The sequence below is a fragment of the Nostoc sp. genome, assembly GCF_036917935.1.
Lineage (GTDB): Bacteria > Cyanobacteriota > Cyanobacteriia > Cyanobacteriales > Nostocaceae > Nostoc.
In genome coordinates this window covers 23,924-43,894 of record NZ_JBALEL010000060.1, presented here as the reverse complement: position 1 = coordinate 43,894, position 19,971 = coordinate 23,924, and the positions used below count along the sequence as shown (strand labels likewise).

18 protein-coding genes, 1 tRNA gene and 1 pseudogene are annotated in these 19,971 nt (G+C 42.9%); 12 read left to right on the top strand and 8 right to left on the bottom strand.

Going from position 1 to position 19,971, the window contains the following annotated elements; genetic code table 11:
• The first annotated feature begins 155 nt into the window (after positions 1–155).
• Complete coding sequence (locus V7K62_RS25365; RefSeq protein ID WP_334868960.1) at positions 156–695, top strand: hypothetical protein; 540 nt, start codon at positions 156–158, stop codon at positions 693–695.
• Positions 696–698: 3 nt separating this feature from the next.
• On the opposite strand, the gene V7K62_RS25360 is transcribed toward V7K62_RS25365, so the two are convergent.
• Positions 699–1,274 carry a TIGR04376 family protein gene (locus V7K62_RS25360; RefSeq protein ID WP_334868958.1) on the bottom strand — a complete coding sequence of 192 codons (576 nt, stop codon included), beginning with the start codon at positions 1,272–1,274 and terminating at the stop codon, positions 699–701.
• Positions 1,275–1,431: 157 nt separating this feature from the next.
• Between V7K62_RS25360 and V7K62_RS25355 the strand changes: the two genes are divergently transcribed.
• Both V7K62_RS25355 and V7K62_RS25350 read left to right on the top strand, forming a co-directional pair.
• Entirely contained in the window at positions 1,432–2,937 is a 1,506-nt protein-coding gene (locus V7K62_RS25355; RefSeq protein ID WP_334868956.1) for a DUF3131 domain-containing protein, read from the top strand.
• Positions 2,938–3,071: 134 nt separating this feature from the next.
• Entirely contained in the window at positions 3,072–4,712 is a 1,641-nt protein-coding gene (locus V7K62_RS25350) for a metallophosphoesterase family protein (protein WP_334868954.1), read from the top strand.
• Positions 4,713–5,002: 290 nt separating this feature from the next.
• Here V7K62_RS25350 and V7K62_RS25345 read toward each other — a convergent pair whose 3' ends face one another.
• Complete coding sequence (locus V7K62_RS25345) at positions 5,003–5,935, bottom strand: serine hydrolase (RefSeq protein WP_334868952.1); 933 nt, start codon at positions 5,933–5,935, stop codon at positions 5,003–5,005.
• 9 nt (positions 5,936–5,944) lie between these two features.
• Here V7K62_RS25345 and V7K62_RS25340 point away from each other — a divergent pair, with 9 nt between their 5' ends.
• The 3 genes from V7K62_RS25340 (at position 5,945) to V7K62_RS25330 (ending at position 9,288) form a co-directional block, all read left to right on the top strand.
• Positions 5,945–6,649 (top strand): C40 family peptidase, encoded by a 705-nt coding sequence (locus V7K62_RS25340; protein WP_334868950.1) that lies wholly within the window; start codon positions 5,945–5,947, stop codon positions 6,647–6,649.
• Positions 6,650–6,663: 14 nt separating this feature from the next.
• Positions 6,664–7,677 (top strand): glycosyltransferase family 2 protein, encoded by a 1,014-nt coding sequence (locus V7K62_RS25335; RefSeq protein ID WP_334868948.1) that lies wholly within the window; start codon positions 6,664–6,666, stop codon positions 7,675–7,677.
• 357 nt (positions 7,678–8,034) lie between these two features.
• Positions 8,035–9,288 carry an MFS transporter gene (locus tag V7K62_RS25330; RefSeq protein WP_334868946.1) on the top strand — a complete coding sequence of 418 codons (1,254 nt, stop codon included), beginning with the start codon at positions 8,035–8,037 and terminating at the stop codon, positions 9,286–9,288.
• Between the two features lie 29 nt (positions 9,289–9,317).
• On the opposite strand, the gene V7K62_RS25325 is transcribed toward V7K62_RS25330, so the two are convergent.
• Positions 9,318–9,391 (bottom strand) — tRNA-Arg (locus V7K62_RS25325).
• Between the two features lie 34 nt (positions 9,392–9,425).
• On the opposite strand from V7K62_RS25325, the gene moaC reads away from it, so the two are divergent.
• Positions 9,426–9,935 (top strand): cyclic pyranopterin monophosphate synthase MoaC, encoded by a 510-nt coding sequence (moaC, locus tag V7K62_RS25320; protein ID WP_334868944.1) that lies wholly within the window; start codon positions 9,426–9,428, stop codon positions 9,933–9,935.
• 114 nt (positions 9,936–10,049) lie between these two features.
• On the opposite strand, the gene V7K62_RS25315 is transcribed toward moaC, so the two are convergent.
• Positions 10,050–10,763: a Uma2 family endonuclease gene (locus V7K62_RS25315; protein WP_334868942.1), complete on the bottom strand. Its 714-nt coding sequence runs from the start codon at positions 10,761–10,763 to the stop codon at positions 10,050–10,052.
• 125 nt (positions 10,764–10,888) lie between these two features.
• Here V7K62_RS25315 and V7K62_RS25310 point away from each other — a divergent pair, with 125 nt between their 5' ends.
• The 3 genes from V7K62_RS25310 to V7K62_RS25300 all read left to right on the top strand — a co-directional run bounded on the left by V7K62_RS25310 (position 10,889) and on the right by V7K62_RS25300 (position 12,071).
• Complete coding sequence (locus V7K62_RS25310) at positions 10,889–11,146, top strand: hypothetical protein (protein WP_334868940.1); 258 nt, start codon at positions 10,889–10,891, stop codon at positions 11,144–11,146.
• 119 nt (positions 11,147–11,265) lie between these two features.
• The gene (locus V7K62_RS25305) at positions 11,266–11,574 is read left to right on the top strand and encodes a DUF3181 family protein (RefSeq protein ID WP_334868938.1); all 309 of its coding nucleotides are present in this window, start codon (positions 11,266–11,268) and stop codon (positions 11,572–11,574) included.
• Between the two features lie 281 nt (positions 11,575–11,855).
• Positions 11,856–12,071, top strand: coding sequence for an acetyltransferase (locus V7K62_RS25300; protein ID WP_334868936.1), 216 nt, complete (start codon positions 11,856–11,858; stop codon positions 12,069–12,071).
• Between the two features lie 556 nt (positions 12,072–12,627).
• Here V7K62_RS25300 and V7K62_RS25295 read toward each other — a convergent pair.
• The 3 genes from V7K62_RS25295 to V7K62_RS25285 form a co-directional block, all read right to left on the bottom strand.
• Positions 12,628–13,110 (bottom strand): ABA4-like family protein, encoded by a 483-nt coding sequence (locus V7K62_RS25295; RefSeq protein ID WP_334868934.1) that lies wholly within the window; start codon positions 13,108–13,110, stop codon positions 12,628–12,630.
• Positions 13,111–13,237: 127 nt separating this feature from the next.
• Positions 13,238–14,278: a cobalamin biosynthesis protein CobW gene (cobW, locus tag V7K62_RS25290; protein ID WP_334868932.1), complete on the bottom strand. Its 1,041-nt coding sequence runs from the start codon at positions 14,276–14,278 to the stop codon at positions 13,238–13,240.
• Positions 14,279–14,380: 102 nt separating this feature from the next.
• Positions 14,381–15,556, bottom strand: coding sequence for an RNA-guided endonuclease InsQ/TnpB family protein (locus V7K62_RS25285; protein ID WP_334868930.1), 1,176 nt, complete (start codon positions 15,554–15,556; stop codon positions 14,381–14,383).
• 64 nt (positions 15,557–15,620) lie between these two features.
• Between V7K62_RS25285 and tnpA the strand changes: the two are divergent.
• Positions 15,621–16,039 (top strand): annotated as a pseudogene (tnpA, locus tag V7K62_RS25280) (IS200/IS605 family transposase).
• A 251-nt stretch (positions 16,040–16,290) separates the two neighbouring features.
• On the opposite strand, the gene V7K62_RS25275 reads toward tnpA, so the two are convergent.
• On the bottom strand, positions 16,291–17,475 hold the full coding sequence (locus tag V7K62_RS25275) for an acyl-CoA dehydrogenase family protein (protein ID WP_334868928.1): 1,185 nt from the start codon (positions 17,473–17,475) through the stop codon (positions 16,291–16,293).
• Positions 17,476–18,136: 661 nt separating this feature from the next.
• On the opposite strand from V7K62_RS25275, the gene V7K62_RS25270 reads away from it, so the two are divergent.
• Positions 18,137–19,822, top strand: coding sequence for an iron uptake porin (locus V7K62_RS25270; protein WP_334868926.1), 1,686 nt, complete (start codon positions 18,137–18,139; stop codon positions 19,820–19,822).
• The last annotated feature ends 149 nt before the right edge of the window (positions 19,823–19,971 follow it).

Sequence of the window (19,971 nt, the reverse complement as noted above, 5' to 3'; positions counted from 1 at the left end):
CTTAAAAAGGGGGACTTTAAGAGACTTTTGCCCCCCTTTTTAAGGGGGGTTGGGGGGATCAAAAGGCTCTGGGGCAACTCTATAAGACTTGTGTGTACACCGTAGCCTTTCCAAGGGGAGGGTTAGGGTGGGGTAAAACTGACGCGAAAAACCAAGTGAGTAAGCTATTTCTGGCGATGCCTACGGCTGGCTACACCTACGCATTTGTTAGTTCGGCGATGCCTACGGCTGGCTACGCCTACGCATTTGTTATTTTGGCGATGCCTACGGCTGGCTACGCCTACGCATTTGTTGCTTTGGCGATGCCTACGGCTGGCTACGCCTACGCATTTGTTGCTTCGGCGATGCCTACGGCTGGCTACGCCTACGCGTTTGTTACTTCGGCGATGCCTACGGCTGGCTACGCCTACGCGTTTGTTACTTCGGCGATGCCTACGGCTGGCTACGCCTACGCATTTGTTGCTTCGGCGATGCCTACGGCTGGCTACGCCTACGCATTTGTTACTTCGGCGATCGCATTTGTTGCTTTGACGAACGCATTTGTTACTTTTGCGAACGCATTTGTTACTTTTGCGATCGCATTTGTTGCTTCGGCGAACTCATTTGTTACTTCGACGAACGCATTTGTTACTTTTGCGAACTCATTTGTTACTTCGGCGATCGCATTTGTTATTTCGGCGTATTTTAGCCAATAGGCGCTACTTCTGCATATTCCGCTTCATTTGTTCTAATTCATCCTGAGTTTCCCAGCTGCGGAACTTCTCTTCTAAGTCATCCAACCCACCAGAATAATTGCTAGTCTGATTCGACCAGCCAATGCTTTCCGAACGCTGCTGGGTTTGCGCTTGAGCGCGGGCTGTCTGTGCTTCGGCGGCTTTCGCTTGTACCTCCTGTCGCCGTAGCTGAATTTTTTGCAGTAGTTCCTGAGATTGGTTAATGCGTTCTTTCAGCCCTTGCATGTGTCCCCAACGCTGATTTCCTTCGCGCAACAAGGCTGCTTCTCGCTCACCTGCCGCAGCTGCCAAATCCTCTCTACCAGCATTTTTGGCTTTTTGAATACGGATATGCCAACGCTGAATTTCTTGAGCGGTGGACAGAATTTCTTCTTGCGATCGCTTTTCTTGTAATTTTAAATCTGCGATTAGCTTTAATGTGTCTTCTTCTTGCTCACGCAGCTGTTCTAGCAGCGCCTCTAACTCCAAATGTGGATTGTTACGCAAGAATTCTTCTAAACGGTTTTCTAGAAACCGACTCAAATCATCAAATAAGCCCACTGCTAGAACTCCAGAGATCGGGTGCGTGACTATTTTATTGTAGTGGGCGGAATGTAAATTTTAATAGTTCCCGTTAGCACGATTTCAAAGTTGGGAACAATGTATTTAGTGAAACCACGCAAGCAACACTAACTTACAACATGAGGCTTTAATCAGTATGAGTTCTGATTTTCAACCACCACCTAAGAGCTTGTCTATACTAGCTTCTGTAGGAGGAGTGCTTACCGCTGCGATCGCGATCGCAATTTTAAATGGTTGGTCTAAGCAACTTTCCCAGACTTCGATAAAAAAACCTGAAATATCAACATCGCAAACAGCTTCCCAACCACAGAAACCCCAAGGCCCTGTCTCTGATGCCAAAGAAGCTGAAATAGTTGCCAGCCTTGATGCTAAATCTGTAGTTTTGCCAGGTCAACCCATTCCTAAGAACCAACTAACAGTAGCCATAATTCCCTACGTTGCTCCTGGAGTTGGAAAACTGACCCCAGAGGAAACGACAACGGCGCGTCAGGCTTGGTCATACTTCCAGCGCAACTGGAACGATGAAACTGGCTTGATCAATTCCGTTGATGGCTTTGCCGCTGTAAGTATGTGGGATCAGACAGCGGCGATCGCAGCCTTAGTCAGTGCTAGAGAACTCAATATCGTGCCTGTGGCTGAATTTGAAGCCAAAATGAGCAAAATGTTGAATACACTGGCATCAATGCCTTTATACAAAGGAGAACTACCCAACAAAGTCTACAATGCTAAAACACTCGTACCCGTTAATTATGGTCAACTAGAAAAACGGGAAGAAATTGGTTGGTCAGCCATTGATTTGGGAAGAATGGCAATCTGGTTGAAGATTGTCGGGGCAAAGTATCCAGAAATGCGATCGCAAACAGCAGCAGTTTGGAAACATTGGCAAGTCAAGCGTCTGACCACAAATGGCCAAATGTATGGTACTGCTGTGATCAAAGGTAAAGAACAATACAACCAAGAAGGTCGCTTGGGCTATGAAAATTATGCTGCTTATGGTCTGAAGCTTTGGGGCTTGGATGTCAACCAAGCTTTAGATTATCAGTCCCATACTGCCTTTGTTGATCTTTACGGACAGGGAGTACCTTACGATCGCCGCGACTATAAAAACTCTGGAGCGAATAACTACGTTCTTAGCGAACCCTATATTTTAGATGGCATCGAAACTGGGTTTCAAGCTTTGCCTAAAGCTTATGCCGATCGGATTTTAGCTGCTCAAGCAGCGCGTTATGAAGCCACAAAGCAATTAACTGCCGTCAGCGAAGACAACTTAGATCGCCCGCCATACTTTGTTTACAGCAGCCTATTTGTCAACGGAGAACCTTGGGCAACCATCGCAGATACTAGAGAACAGCACAACAATTTACGATTTCTCAGTGCCAAAGCTGCGATCGGCTGGCATGTACTTTATAACACTGCTTATACTCGCCAGTTATTTGATTTCGTTCAAGGCAACCTTAAGTCTCAAGAAGGCTGGTACAACGGCTTTTATGAGTCTATGCGTCAGCCGAATAAAACTCTCACCGCCAATAATAACGGTGTAATTCTGGAGAGTTTACTGTACAAGCAAATTGGACAGCCACTTACTGTTTGGGCAGGAGTCAAGAGCCATAAGTCAACCGAGAGGACTATAAAAACACCGTAAGTTTATGATTCTTACAGTCATTCCACCCCACACGCCAGTTACCTCTTTTTTTGGGATAACTGGGTATCCGTGACGGCAATCTTTTCCTTTAATGCTTTACTCTGGTAGGTGTGCGTTCATTTGGGCAAATAATTATGACATCAGTACCCCAACTGCTCACCGACCCATTTTTGCAATTGCCAACTGAAACCTCAGTACGAGTAGTTTGGTTTACTGAATTTGCTGGTGTTAATCACACAGTAACCTACGGGGAAAATCTCAAACAAACTGCTAAGGCAAATACTACCAAACTCAGTCGCACGCGTGAAGACCAACAGTCAAGAGTCGCAAACCAAACCGAAGACGGACAAGTTTATCAAAAACCCGTCCAGCGGGACATTTGGCGACATGAGGCTGAGGTAACTGGGTTAACTCCTGGTGTGCGGGTAAACTATCGTGTCACAAGTCTGCCAGAAGACGGCGAAAGTGTTGACAGTGATGTTTTTAGCCTTGCAGCTACTCCCAAATCAGATACACCACTAAAAATTCTACTTACCTCAGATCATCAATTAAAGCCGATGACAGCGGCAAATCTGCAAAAGGTGGTAGAAACAGTTGGACGGGTTGATGGCGTGTGGTTTGCCGGTGATTTGGTCAACGTTAGCGATCGCGCCTCAGAATGGTTTGATGATCGTAGTGGTGGTGCGTTGTTTCCCGGTTTACAAGGTCGTGCTAAATATGAAATGACGCACAACGACGTTAAGACAACCTACACTGGTGGACAAATAATTCAACACGCACCCATGTTTACTTGTATTGGTAATCATGAGGTGATGGGGCGCTTTGCCAGAATGGGAAGTTTAGATGGTGAATTTGATGATACGATTCCCCGTGTGATTGCTGAAAAAATCTCCCAAGACAAATCTTTAATCGATAATTCTTTTAATACTAATACCTACGAAGAAATTTTCTCTTTACCAAAAAGTAAAGAGGGTGGAAAAAGGTATTATGCAGTTAGTTTTGGTGATGTGCGTTTGGTAGTACTGTACATTACAAATATGTGGCGGACTCCCAGTTTAAATGGAATGTATAAGGGTAGATATCTAGAAGCAGAAAAGGATTTAAATAATCCGGAAAATTGGGGTTATGGACAGGTGATTTATGAGCCAATTGCTAAAGGCAGCAAGCAGTACAATTGGCTAGAGGCAGAACTTAACAGCCTTGAATTTCAACAATCAAAATACAAAGTTGTGATGTTTCATCATCCGCCCCACACTCTGGGGGATAATATAGTTCCTGCTTATACAGAACCAGTACAGATAATTGAACGGGATAGCGATAATATCAAAGCAGTGCGTTACGAGTACTCCAAAGACGCAGATTATATTATCCGCGATGTTGTCCCAATACTTGAAGCAGCTAATGTGCAATTGGTATTTTATGGGCATTCCCATTTGTGGAATCGCTTTGTTAGTTCCAGTGGAATGCACTTTCTAGAAACTTCTAATGTGGGTAATACTTATGGCGCTGCTTGGGGTGACAGAAAGCGACAAGTACCAATTGGATATCAAGAGGATTATGTTAAGCTTGGCGATCCCAATGGGTTAGAACCGATAGTGCCAACAATTTCCCCATTGCTGGGCGAAGATGGTCAGCCGATGCCTTACATTGCGAGTAATGATATTACGGTTTTCAGTATCTTTGATACGGGGACGGGTACGATCAGTAGTTATCGTTTTGATACTCGCAAGCCTGATTCGGAAGTATTGAAGTTTGACGAATTTAAGTTGAAATAGTTGAAATAGCTGGGGCGAATGGAATTCGCGGCTACTACAAACAAAGTCCGCCTCCGCGGACTAAGAGGTTGTTTGAAAAGTCTTTGGCTGTGATTTTAGGCACTTGTTGATCCCCCCTAACCCCCCTTGAAAAGGGGGGAAACCTCTCTCAAAGTCCCCCAATTTATCGGGGGATTTAGGGGGATCTAAAACTTTTGATACCGATAAGAGGACTTTTCAAACATCCTCTAAGGACAATTTAAATACAACCCTCCTATAGGAGGGTTTGTTTGTTTAAAAATTTTGGATTATTATAGACTGCTAATCGCTTCGGCAACTAAATTAGAAACAAAGGGCAAAATAGCCCGACTCTTAGCCTGGGCTTTACCTTCAGTAAATACCACTAAGAGGTAAGGGCGCTGTTCTGGTAACTCAATATACGCGGCATCATGGTGAACTTTACTTGTCCAACCTGCCTTTGACCAAATTTGAGCATTTTCAGGGAGTCCACCGCCTAAAAAACCTGCTACCTGATCTTCCTCTCTGTCAGTGGGCAAATCGTTGAGAGTCCGTTTGAGTAAAGCCATCATTGCTTGCGATCGCGTACTTGAAACCGCCACTCCACCTACAATACTATGCAGTAACCTAGCGATCGCATTTGTTGTCAACATATTACGATTTTCCAGTAACTCTCCCACAAACGCCCGTTCCCGTCCATAAGGGCCATCACTCCAAGTTTTTTGACAGACATTAATCGTCTCCAATTCTTCCCAACCCAAAGATTGGTAATAGCGGTTAATAATATTACGCTGATATTTCCAGGTTTCAAAGGGCCCGATTGGTAATTCTGGCCCGGATGTGGTGCCACTCAAAATATCCACAACCAAGCTGGTAGCATCATTACTAGAATCTACAATCATATCGCGCAAAGCTCGCTCCAACTCCTTGGAGGTTTGACTCATGCCTTTTTGTAGCCATTCGTTTACCGCCACCAGGTAAAATAGCTTGACTACACTGGCAGGATAAATCCTCTCAACACCGCGATAAGTGAAACCACGAACTGGGTGATCCCAAAAAGCGTTGGGAGTCAGCGCCCCACCAGTATTTACTAGCACTGGTGGATCGTAAACAACCCAAGTTAGGGCAATTTGGTTCCGCGCTAAAGTTGGATATGCTGCCCAAGTTGCATCTAAAATGCCATTACCAATATTTTCGAGTTGTTCGTCTTTATTAAAAAAAATCATTCTCTAATAATGTCCTTTAATCTAAAATCCAAAATCCAAAATCCAAAATCAGGGGAGTATCAGTGTTTAGCTGACCTGAATTTATATGATTCTCCTGAATGTACGCGTTTAGCAAGTCAAGCCGCATCTGAGCGACATTTATGGGTAACATCAAATCATCAAAATTTAGCAGTTGAGGTGTATTTGTGTGAAGATGACTATCCGGGATGGGTATCTCTTTCAGATTTTGATTCATTACAATCTGCTACTGTACCTTATCAGGCTGCAACATTTTCTGAATCGGAGATTAAAAAACTCCTAGCAGAGATTATCGCCTTTACCCAAAAAGCGATGCAACAATCAAATTATTACCTTTGGGGTGGTACGGTTGGGCCAAATTATGACTGTTCTGGGTTGATGCAGGCGGCGTTTGCTTCGGTAGGTATTTGGCTACCTAGAGATGCCTATCAGCAAGAAGGATTCACTCAACCAATTACGATTACAGAATTAGTCGCCGGGGATCTAGTATTTTTTGGAACTAGCCAAAAAGCAACCCATGTCGGACTTTATTTGGTAGATGGTTATTATATCCATAGTTCTGGGAAAGATCAGGGACGAGATGGGATTGGAATTGATATTCTCTCGGAACAGGGAGATGCGGTTAGTCAGTCGTACTATCAGCAGCTGCGAGGTGCTGGTAGAGTTTTGAAGAGTTACGAACCACAGAGACGCTGAGGGCGCACAGACTTATGAGGAGTGGGTTGATTTCCGAAAGGAGTAGTGAGGAAAATGGGGTGATTTCTGCAATTGTCCCAGATGTTTCGGTGGTAGTACCAATACACGACGAGGTAGAGAGTTTGCCGCTTTTACTAGAAGCGATCGCCTCTAGTTTATCCTCTAGTCAGATAAATTATGAAATCATTTGTGTGGATGATGGTTCTACAGATGGTTCTGGGGATTTTCTCAAAGAACAGGCGCAAATCCGTTCTGATTTAAAGGCGGTGATTTTGCGTCGCAACTACGGACAAACTGCGGCGATGGCTGCTGGATTTTATTATGCAGTCGGTAAAGCGATCGTCACTTTAGATGCTGATCTCCAAAATGACCCAGCTGATATCCCTATGTTATTAGCAAAGCTGGATGATGGTTACGATTTGGTAAGTGGTTGGCGACAAAAACGCCAAGATGGTGCCGTAAATCGGTTACTTCCTTCCAAAATTGCCAATTGGCTAATTCGCCATACCACTAGCGTGAATATTCATGACTATGGCTGTTCGCTGAAAGCCTATCGTGCAGAACTGCTAGCAGATATGAATCTCTACGGAGAATTACACCGATTTTTACCTGCTTTGGCGTACATCGAAGGAGCTAGAATTACGGAAATACCTGTACGTCATCACGCCCGCCGCTTTGGTCGTAGTAAATATGGAATTTGGCGGACATTCCGGGTATTGATGGATTTGTTAACCATTCTGTTTATGAAAAGATTCCTCACCCGCCCGATGCACGTTTTTGGGCTGTTGGGCTTGATTTCAATGTTTTCGGGCACTGCGATCGGAATTTACTTGACTTTCGTCAAATTGGCTTTAGGTGAGAAGATTGGCAATCGCCCTTTGCTGATTTTAGCAGTTCTCCTGCTACTAACGGGAGTGCAGTTGTTTTGCTTCGGACTTTTAGCAGAATTACTCATGCGTACATACCATGAATCCCAAGGACGGCCTATCTATCGCGTGCGAGAGGTGGTAGCAAAAAATATTAAGTAACGTCACAATGATAGTTATTAGTCATTGGTCATTGGTCATTAGTAATAGGACTTACGCACTTTAAAAATTGAGCATCATCTGCATATCAAGCTTATTAAGATAAAAGTCTTGCCCTGCCTCGTCTGCCTCGTTCCCAGGCTCTGCCTGGGAATGCGATCACTGGGAGGCTCTGCCTCAATTCAAACTAGGAGGCAGAGCCTCCCACAAGAGCATTACAAGGCAAAGCCTTGTAACGAGAGGTAATTCACATTTGGTTATGTCTGTCAATGCGTAAGTCCTAAGTAAATAATTAAGAGTAAATATTGGTTGACTCTAGACAAAGGACAAATCACAAAAACCAATTAAATTGCATCTACCTTGAAAGCATTTAATACTTTTGACGCCGAACTGCGGCGCAACCTGCTTGTTTTATTTACAGCAGGTTTATTATTCTGGTCGAGCCTGTCTTCGCTCTTACCAACTCTACCGCTTTACATCAATGATGTGGGCGCAAGTAAGCAAGAAATTGGGATTGTCATGGGCAGTTTCGCCATTGGGTTACTGCTATCTCGCCAGATGCTGGGACGGTTAGCCGATGAACGTGGTCGCAAAATTGTCTTGTTGATTGGTACGATCGTAGCCGCGATCGCACCCTTTGGTTACTTGGCAACTCAATCTCTTGGGCTGTTAATCCTGGTGCGGATTTTTCATGGCATTAGTATTGCGGCTTTTAGCACTGGCTACAGTGCCTTAATCGCAGATTTAGCGCCCGCCGAGACTCGTGGTGAAATCATTGGTTACATGAGCCTGACAACTCCCATTGGTTTAGCAATTGGCCCTGCGTTGGGAGGGTATTTAGAAGCTACAAGTGGTTACGGGATATTATTTCTGTTATCCGCCGAATTGGGTTTTGCCGCCCTCTTGGGGATTTTACAAGTTACGAATCCGCCAGTGCAAACGCCAGAGCAAACTCAGGGAGAGGATGTCTACGACGGGCTACGCCTACGCAAATTTTGGCAAATTTTGGCCAGTCCACGGGTGAGAGTTCCAACTATAGTTATGTTGCTGGTTGGTTTGTCCCTCGGTGCTGTACATACCTTTGTATCCTTGTTCCTCAAATCCACGGAGGTGGACTTCAATGGCGGACTGTTTTTTACAGCTGCGGCAATTTCTAGTTTTAGTATCAGGATATTTGCTGGTAAGGCAAGCGATCGCGTTGGTCGGGGTTTGTTTATTACCTTTGGTCTTTTTTGCTACGTTTTAGCGTTAATACTGCTGTGGCAAGCTGACAGCGCGATCGTTTTCTTACTGGCTGCGATCGCTGAAGGTGCTGGTAGTGGTACACTGATCTCGATGATGATTACGATGATGGCAGACCGCTCCCTCCCGCCAGAACGGGGGAAAGTTTTTGCTATCTGTATAGCTGGACTTGACTTGGGGATTGCGATCGCTGCTCCTGTTTTGGGTATCATCGCAGAACTTGTAGGCTACCGTCAGATGTTTGGCTACGGTGCTGCGATCACTTCTCTAGCACTTGTCATCTTCCTCACCCAGTCGAGCAAAGACCTATCCAACTCCCTGCGCTTTGCACTAGGTCTAGCTCCAGATGCCTACGCCTTAAAAAAATTATAGGGACGCAAAATCTTGCGTCCCTACAAAAACGGGCGAGGAGGGATTCGAACCCCCGACACCGTGGTCCGTAGCCACGTGCTCTAGTCCACTGAGCTACACGCCCTCACCGACAATCTATATTAACACGTTCTAACCAAATGGCGCAAGATAATTTTCCAGCTAATTTTGCCAACTTAACCCATCTAGATCGCCAAGGACAGGCACAGATGGTAGATGTGTCTGAGAAAGCACCCACCATCCGCCAAGCAGTAGCAGCTGCAAAGGTGCGAATGCTGCCAGCTACCTTCGCTGCCATTCAAGCCGGAAATGTCCCAAAAGGGGATGTGTTGGCAACTGCAAGATTGGCTGGAATTATGGCAGCCAAGCAAACAGCCAGTTTAATTCCGCTGTGTCATCCGTTGCCTTTGCAAAAAATCGCAGTCGAGATTATACCCGATCCGCACTTACCTGGTTATCAAATTCAAGCCACAGTCAAAACCAAAGCTGAAACCGGTGTAGAGATGGAAGCCTTAACTGCCGTTTCTGTCGCTGCTTTGACTTTATACGATATGGCAAAAGCTTTAGAAAAGTCGATTCAAATTGAATCAATTCGTTTAATAAGTAAGAGTGGCGGGAAATCTGGAGATTATTCACCGGCGGAGTCATAAGCTAGCTATTGGGCATTGAGCATGGAGAAGAGACAAGGTAGACAAGGAAGAGACTTGTTCAATAATTCCCCCTAGTCCCCTAGTCCCCTAGTCCCCTAGTCCCCTAGTCCCCAATCACGGAAGATTGTCAGGATCAATGCCGAGATTACGCAAATATGCTGCTAACTGTTCAGCGCGTTGGCGTTCTTGTTCAGCGCGTTGACGTTCTTGTTCAGCGCGTTGGCGTTCTTGTTCTACCAATAACTCAGCCTGTTCAGCCCGTTGATTGAGTTCCAGAGAATTCAAAAATCTCTGTCCATCTGGACGGTAAATTACTAACTCCCCTTGCCCCGTTTGAAATCTAATTCCCAAACGGGGACTGAGCCAACTATCCATTTGCCATAGCTTATTCAAATGGTTGTTTTGCCGCAACCAGCCATCTAGTTGAAAACTTTCAGGGTCGTATAAATAGTATTCTTCAACACCATAAGTATCGTAAAATTCCAGCTTGCGCTCCATCTCCTTGGTATCATTACTATAAGAAAGAATCTCAAAGACTACTTGCGGCGGGATATTGTCTTCTTGCCACTGACGATAGGAACGACGTTTTCCCTTTGATCTACCGAAGACAACCATCACATCAGGTGCTGTCGGTGCAATCAGCCGAGAACGGACGGGATACCAGAGCAAATCTCCCGCAATCAAAACACGATCATTATTAGCAAACAGAATCTCTAAATTCTCCTTAATCAGGACAATCCAACGATATTGCTCTGTGTTGTCTGCCATTGGTTTGCCGTCGCTATCTGGATAGAGGAGATCCGGGTCTATTTGCTCAAAGATCGTCATAGAATTTAACCCACAGCCTCTTGACTTTCAATTCGATTATGACTGGTTATAAGGGTCTAATAGCAACCAATGCCCCAAAAACCTTAGAATGAATAGGGTGTATTTTAAATCTGTAACAAATATTTATGCCTCCTCGCTGGCCTCGCCAACCCGATCGCAAAGACCCTGATTACCGCAAGATCGATGACCGGATGAATTTTGCCGTGCATGTAGCGATCGCTGCTACGATTAATTCTGGGTTATGGTTTTTTCACATTTTGAAAGGCACTACCTGGGAGTGGCTGCCGTTATTGACTGCAAGTTGGACAGGAATCGTGTTAGTGCATCTAATTTATATTAGTGCGATCGCTAACTACAGCGAAACTCCACCCAAATCCACCTGAAGACGGACTGCTAATGCTGGGGCGATTGTAACCTGTGGTAGTAGAATCAGCTTGTTAATTGAGCGATAATCTAAAAAAGCCTGAGATTTCGCACTCTTTCTTAATGTAGGGTTATTTTTATGGCAAACACTAACACCACAGAACTACTGGAAGCCCTAGCAGCTGAAATTGGCGAAAATGTCTACATAGACATTTCCAAATGGCATCTTTATTTATCTAATGCCAAACTGCACACCCTTGTTGCTGAACAGTTGTATCCTTTAATTACTTCCAAGACTGTAAATGAAGACCAAGTTTTAAAAGTCTTGAAATCAATTACAGTAAAAATTGGCGGCGGTAGAAGTGAACTTCCTTTAATTGATTTACTCCCACTGCAATGTCAAGTCACCTTAGTAGATATTTTAGAAAAATATCAACGCGAAATCTAATCTATACAACCAAGATTATTTGAATTAGACAGTTTTCTCGGTCAGCATTCCCTGATTATATTTGAGGTGCTGAATTGAGGATTTATTTGCTATATCAATTTTATAAAGATAAAAACCACAGAGACACATAGATGAATTTCGTGTAATTTATGTGTTCATCTTCGGTAAAAATGTCCTTTAACAATTAAGGAATCTCGACCTTCTAAATCGGTTGAGAGGTGAGTGAGTCTATATTGAGACTGACTCCCAACTTTCAGGCAAACTTCATTGAGGCAATTTCTATGCTTTTACAAGTCAAAGATAGTGGCGAATTGGTAAAAATTGTTGAAATTCAGGAATTACTTGACCCTAATAGTGATGTTGTTCATGCAAAAGACCAAGAAGGTCAAGAAGAACAGCAACCTGAAACTTTTAAAAAAGAAAATCTCGTTTTTCCTTCAGGTGAAGTTTTACCACGCTGTTGGTTAGATGCCGACTATAGACACGACAATGGTTAATGATTTTAAAATCAGGTAATAGGTAATAGAAGTAAACTATTATAGCGTTTCCTGATCACATGAGGTACATCATAGTCCCCTCCTCGCTTGCGGGGAGGGGGTTGGGGGTGGGGTTCTTGTATCTCACTCAAGCGAGAACCGTTGTATCAATTTACCTAATAATAACCCTGTCGAATAGAATGACTCTGTTGGCGAATTGCGATCGCTATCCTCAAAAGCTTGAGATGTCGTAGCGTCTCACCCCAGAAATTGCGGTTTACATGAATTCGCCAACAGTCTCATAGAATTCGCGACTACACAAACAAAGCCACCTGCGTGGGCTAAGAGAAAATAAAGCTTTTTGTAACCCACGGAGGTAGGTTTTGCCTCGTGTAGACGCGGTTTCTAAGAGGATGTCTCAGAAGTATTAAATATTTTGCTTGATCCCCCCTAGCCCCCCTTAAAAAGGGGGGAACCGGAATCAAAGTCCCCCAATTTATCGGGGGATTTAGGGGGATCTACAAGTCTCGAATACAACACCAAAAAGTTTTCAGACATCCTCTAAGCGCCCTTTTAATTATGTGCCAGTTGATGATACTTCTTGTTCTGCTAATGTCGCCGTTTCATTCTGCTGAAACTTCGGGAAAAATCTCTTAGTAATCCAGTCAGTCAAGATGTGAGATAGTAATCCCAAAGGCCCAGCAAACAAAGATAAAGCCAGAGAGTGAATTGTCCAAACGCCTGTTTTCTGCCCTTCCCAATAAATCCAGCGACCGACGAACAAATCCATCACTAAAAAATGAATCCAACCTGTTGCCGCAGCCGTTTCGTCTGCAAAAAATCGCGCAATATCAGCTAATTGAGGATTCGATAAAGCTTGGGCATTTTCTGGCGTAATGCTGTTGATAAACAAATATAAATATGTCCCAGCTAACAGCACAAAGGGTAGATATGATGACATTATCTGCCGTGTGACTTTCCAGTTGGGTAATAAAATCATCAACGCCCAAAATGGCAAGACGAAAAGATTGGCAACGTTAAACAGTTGAGAAATTGTCATATTTTTGTCAAGTGAAAGATTTTCAGTTATTATTGTTTTTTGTTTGGAATTAGCTAGTTATTCATAACTCGTAACTCTCAAGATATAGAACCCCGACTTCTCAAAGAAGTCGGGGTTCTGGGTATACTTATAAAGCTACAAGTTGTGATTCGATTTCTGAAGAATTCAAATCACGACCGATGAAAACTAAGCGCGTTTGCCGGGCCTCTTCGGGTTTCCAGGGGCGATCGTAAAATTTATCAAATCGGCTTCCCACGCCTTGCATCACCAAGCGCATGGATTTATTAGGCACTGCCACAAAGCCTTTAATCCGGTAAATTTCTTGTTGTTGTACCAATGTTTGCAACTGCTGTTGTAGTTTTTCTGGGTCAAAGGTACGATCTAAAATTAAATTAGCTGAGGTAATTTCTTCGTCGTGATTGTGGTCTTCTTCGGTATCATGATGACTAGGACGAGAATCTAAGTTATCTTCGACTGCGGCTTGGAATCCTAATAATATAGATGCATCAAGTTGAGAACGGTCGCTCTCGACAATTTTCACCACTCTGGGCAACTCTTGCTTAATCAATTCCTCAACTCTGGCTTTTGTCTCGGCATCTACCAAGTCAACTTTATTCAACACCACTAAGTCTGCACAAGCCAGTTGATCTTCAAACAGTTCTTGCAAGGGTGTTTCGTGTTCTAGATTATCATCTGCTTGCCGCTGGGCTGCGATCGCATCTGGATCGCTAGCAAAAGTCCCGGCTGCTACCGCCGCACAATCTACCACGGTAATCACCGCATCCACAGTGGCGGCGTTGCGAATTTCTTGCCAGCGAAAAGCCTTCACCAACGGTTTTGGTAAGGCTAAACCAGAGGTTTCAATCAAAATGCAGTCGATACTATCTCGCCGCTTAATTAACTCTTGCATCATCGGGTAAAACTCTTCCTGCACGGTGCAGCATAAGCAGCCGTTAGTTAATTCAAAGATATTACTGTCGCCCTCACCATCTTCGGGGCAAATTTGACAAGATTTTAACAATTCGCCATCAATACCGAGTTCGCCAAATTCATTGACTAAAACGGCAATACGCCGTCCTTGGTTGTTTTGTAGCAGGTGGCGAATTAGGCTGGTTTTTCCACTACCCAAGAAGCCTGTGATCACTGTGACAGGAATTTTCGTAGCCATATTTTTGCCTGATTTACTCAGTATGATAAGTTTTACGGGTTACAAACGTGACGTACCTACACTTCTTGAGTACAGGTAAGTGTAGGCTTCTCAACGACTCCTCTATGAGGACATTGATTGAGCTTTGAGGGCGTGCGTCCCACGCGCCTTTATGTTTATGGCGGCATTCAGATCCCTGCACAAACTGACTTTACAATTAGGACAATTGTGCGTTCTTTCTGATAGTGATTTTATTACCTTAATGCCGCAACCAGAACATTCTTGACTTGTACCATTTGGGTTTATAGCAATTACTTTCAGCCCAGCGTTTTCGGCTTTGACATTGAGTATTGAAATAAATTGTCCCCACGCCGCATCATTGACACTTTTAGCCAACCATGTTTTAGCTAGTCCTTTAATATTTAGTTTTTCGACAGCAACAACATCATACTTTTTGAGTAGGGTGTTAGCAGTTTTGAAATGAAAGTCTTTTCTAGTATCGGCTACTTTTTTGTGCTGGATGCCTAACTTTTTAATAGCTTTTTTACGTCGATTAGAGCCTTTCTTTCTTCTAGAAACTGTACGCTGCGCTGACTTTAATTTACGTTCAGCTTTGCGTAAATATTTGGGTGCGGCAATTCGGGTATTGTCAGAAGCGACATAAAAATCTATTAGTCCTACGTCAATACCAACAATATTATTGATGTCAAAATCAGGTTTAACTGTTGGTACTGTTTTATCGTCAAGGCTTAATGTGATGTAATACCCGTCTGATTTTTTTGTGACAGAGACGGTTTTAATGTCAAAACCGTCTGGTATTTGACGATGGACAATTACTTTGACTGTTCCAATCTTTGAGAGTGTTATTTTTTCTTTTTGAAAATGCTCCTTCTTGAATTGGGGATAAGTAAAAGTCTTGTATTGACCTTTACCCTTGAATCTAGGCTTACCGCTATGCTTGCCATTGGCATCGCCTTTTAGCCAACGGTCAAAAGCAATCTCAACTTTTTTAGGTACTTCCTGCAACACTTGAGAGTGAATAGCTTTGTACCAGGGGCGGTCTATTTTAAGCTGGGTTAGGGTTGCCTGTTGACTAAAGCGATTAGGCTTATCTTTTAGTTCTGGGATATGGCAAACAAAAAGTGAACATCTATCAATCGAACAGCGATACTGTTCATACCAATCAAACCTCTGAGCAAGCTGGTAATTGTATTGGCAACGTAGCATATCTAATGTGTTGTCAATAATTTCAGCTTGCTTTTTAGTTGGCTTTAATCGGTATTGATAGGATGTTCTCACCTTTTCGACCTAATCGGTGTTATTTTTTGAATATACACTGATTTAGATATAGTTGCAAAAAATTATGAAAAATGATTTTGTTTCTAATGTTGGTCTGTTAGTGACCTGAAAGTACATTTAGTGTTGGTTACTAAATATCGGCGTAAAGCTTTCACAGCAGAGATGCTGTCCAGGCTAAATATCTTAGTTGAGGAGTTACTAGAAAAATGGGACTGTAAGCTTATAGAGTTCAATGGGGAAGAAGATCATGTTCACGCACTTTTCCAATACCATCCAGAGATTGAACTCAGTAAACTAGTAAATAACCTAAAATCTGTATCATCCAGGAAATTACGCCAAGAATTTGCAGAACACCTAGAAAACTTCTATTGGAAAGATGTATTTTGGAGTGGTTCGTATTTTGTTGCTAGTTGTGGTGGTGTTACAGTGTCAACTCTTAGAAAGTATATTGAAGCGCAAGTTGCACCACCAGAAAAAACTTAGAAATTGCTCGTTTCCTCCACGTCCTAGATTCTCGTGCTACACACATTGATTGGCTTGTCAGTCGTCAAATCACACGCATTCATGAGCCAGCGCTGTAGACGGGTTTCCCGTCGCAGGCGACTGGTGTCCCCACACTCCTAAAAGTGAGATGTGGGACTTCTGCTGTAAAAGTTAAAAATAGATCCAGAAAACGCTGATACCAAAACCCTAATGTAGAGACACGATTTATCGCGTCTTGAAAGACCGATTATCTATGAATAAAAGTTAGGTTTTGGCAGTTGATCATTTAATGCCCAATTTCCGATCTCTTGAATTTTGTAATCTACCGGATCGTGGAGAGTGAACGTGCGGAGATTACGCCAATAGCGATCAAAGCCGTACTTTGCCGTAGTAGCGCGTGCGCCCATAACTTCAAAAATGCGGTTGGTAATGTCTAAACCGACTCTAGTCGCTGCAACTTTGGCAGTAGCGACGCAAAGCGCACATTCCCCACGTTGTTTGGCGGTGAGTGACCATTCTTCTTCCCAAGCCGCTTGTAGTAATTCTCCTGCTTGCTCAGTCAAGCTCTTAGCTGCTTGGAGTTCAACCCATATTTTGCCATAGTGCTGGAGGATGTAAGGATCTTGGGCTGCACTTTCTACACCGGATGTCAGCCAAGGTTTTGTATTAGTAGCAGTATATGTTTTAGCAGCTTCAAATGCTCCTTGGGCAATTCCCAAGTAGATATTAGCAAGATTCAATTGAGTTAAGCAGGCGCGAATAGTGTTGAAGGGTTGACTGAGTTTGTCTCTACTACCAAGAATTTCGTCAGGGTACACCAACACATTTTCAAAAGTAACACTACCACTATCTGTTTGACGTTGCCCGATATTATCCCAATCATGATGAACAGTAACGCCTTGCCGTTGGGTAGGAATTACCAAAATATTCAATTCACCGGTTTCTTGATGAATGGCAGTAATCGGCAATATATCCGAGTCTTGAGAGCCAGAGCAAAAGCTTTTAATCCCGTTGAGACGGAAATAATCATTTTCCGGTGTCAGAGTAGTTCTTTTATCTAAAGGGTTGAGGGCATTGCACCAAAACCAATTGTTGCGAATAGTTTCTGAATAATATTGCTGTTTTTGCTCTACCGAACCAAAGATATGCGGAATTATTACACCTAGATGGTGGTAAGAAAAGACGTGAGCAATGGAACTATCAACCTTGGCAAACTCGCGGGTAATTTGCAGAACGGTAATCCAACTTTGCCCTAAACCACCGAACTCTGTGGGTACGATCAGTTTCAGCAGGTTACTTTGGCGCAAGCGATCGCGTTCATGCTTTGGTGTTCCCCCTTTGACATCCCGCTCTACAGCAGTCTGGGCAAATTCCTTTGCTAAAGACTTCGCTAGATCAAGATAATTTTGAGATTCTTTAGTTTCGATTAATGGCATACTTGGCAACTTCTCCTGTTATTTTTATTCTGAGAAGCAACTATAATTTTTGCTGGAAAAATTTTGATTTAAAATAGGATTTAAATACTATTTAACTCTAAAAACAGTATTGCATATAGTAACTAATAAAGCAAGCTAAAAATAAATAAATTTTGCTAAATTTAGAGGTTGTTAATGCGGCATAAAAAAATATTTTCTTGAGATTAAAGCAGAATAAAAATTTGAGAACATTTTTTATCATTTACTTGTATTTTCAGAATATCTATGCAATATTATTAATTTGAATACACTAATCTACTTGAACTTGATAGTTGTATAGTAGTTTCTAGTTAAGTGCCGATCAGTTCAGATTTATCTGTAATTTTACAGAAATTTTTTACACATATATAGATATTTTCCAAGCAAATAGAGCAGTTTGTACAGGAATTATATTTATGTGTAAACAAGTCTTTTCTACACTTAAATATGCAGAAAAAAAGCCATAAATTCACTGAGCTATCTGGTTATATCTCGAAGTGTAGCGATATTAGTGAAAACTTTCGCGTATTAGATTAATTCAACATTACCCTGGCTAGTCATGAGTTTTTAGCTTGACAAGTCACTGAAATGTCTGATGACTTTCACTAAAATTTTCAAACCAAAAATGTGAGGAGTGATAGAAATGTTCAATCGTTCATTTCATAATTTATTCATAGAATCGATGATTTTGGGGGCTACTTTGCTAGGCAGCACATCGACCCATGCTGAAGACAGGAAATTCGTGGCTGTGACTAAGACTCAAACAAATATACCAATTGCGATCGCACAGCCCGCTGTAAGCATGGCCAATTTCGGGGATAATTCCTCGGTAACAACCATCGCACAAACGCCCAAAATTCCTGCAATTAATACTGATGCAAATGTCCAACAGATAAACAGTATGTCTCAGGTAACATCTGTATCTCAGTTTTCAGATGTGCAGCCAACTGATTGGGCGTTTCTTGCACTCCAGTCTTTAGTTGAGCGTTATGGATGTATTGCAGGCTATCCAAATAGTACTTATCGGGGAAACCGCGCCATCACTCGCTATGAATTTGCAGCAGGTTTAAATGCTTGTTTATCTCGGATCAACGAGCTAATTGCAACAGCTACATCTGACTTAGTTACCAAACAAAACTTGACTACCCTACAAAGACTGCAAGAAGAATTTACTGTTGAACTAGCAACTTTACGGGGTCGCGTTGATAATTTAGAAGCTAGGACTGCGGAACTAGAAGCAAATCAGTTTTCTACAACTACAAAGCTTTCTGCGGAAGCCATCTTTGTGATTACGAATGCCTTCCAAGGCTCAGTTAATGGTGAAAATACAGTTTTTCAAGATAGAGTTCGCCTAGTTTTGAAAACTAGCTTTACAGGTAAAGACACTCTAAATACTCGTCTAACTGGTGGAAACACTACTATTTTGCAGCTTCCTGGTAGTTCAGCCGAAGGTTTGCAAACCTTCAATCTTGCTCCTAGTAACAACAACCTATCTGTAGATTGGCTCTCTTACTACTTCCCAGTTGGCAGCAAAATCGATGCTTACATAGGAGCAATAAACGGAGTATTTTTTGATTTTGTTCCTACTCTGAGTCCCTATCTCGATAGTGCTACAGGCGGTGGTCGCGCTTTGACAGAATTTGCTTCCTCTAGTCCTATCTATCGTATTGGTGGTGGTGCCGGTGGGGGATTCAATTATCGATTAAGTGACCAATTGGTATTGAGTTTGGCTTACTTAGCAGGAGATCATGCCAATCCTCAGCCAGACAGCGGTTTTGTTAATGGTCAATATAGCGCATTTGGACAAATAGCATGGAACCCCAACAATAACTCTGGCATTGGTTTGACATACATAAATGCCTACCAAAATCGGGGAGCAATATTTGACCTGGGTAGTGGTTTTACACTGGTCGGAACAGAACAAGCCAATACTCCATTTGAGCGGATGATTACCAACTCCTACGGAGTCGAAGCTTTCTATAAATTTAGTCCTCGATTTGCAGTCAATGGGTTCTTTGGCTACACTAACGCCAAGAATCTGGCAGGTAGTGGTAGTGCAGATATTTGGTACTATGCTCTGGGATTGGCATTCCCAGATTTAGGTAAACAAGGCAACCTTGGTGGTGTTGTTGTGGGTGCAGAACCTTATCGGGGTGGTAATCCTGCACCTGCAAACGATTTATCGTTACACATTGAAGGTTTTTACAAGTATCAGCTTACAGATAACATTGCCATCACCCCTGGCGTAATTTGGATCACGGCTCCTGCTCAAAACAATGATAATCAGGATGCGGTAATTGGCACTGTCAGGACAACCTTCACGTTTTGAATCATCTCAGCAACGTTATCCCTCTAATGTCATTCTGGGAGGAGAAAAATAAATGTAGGTTGGGTGAAACGTTCGCGTAGCGTCCCGTAGGGAAGTGAAACCCAACAATACCAAACTCTTTGGATGTTGGGTTACGCAAAGCCTCCACC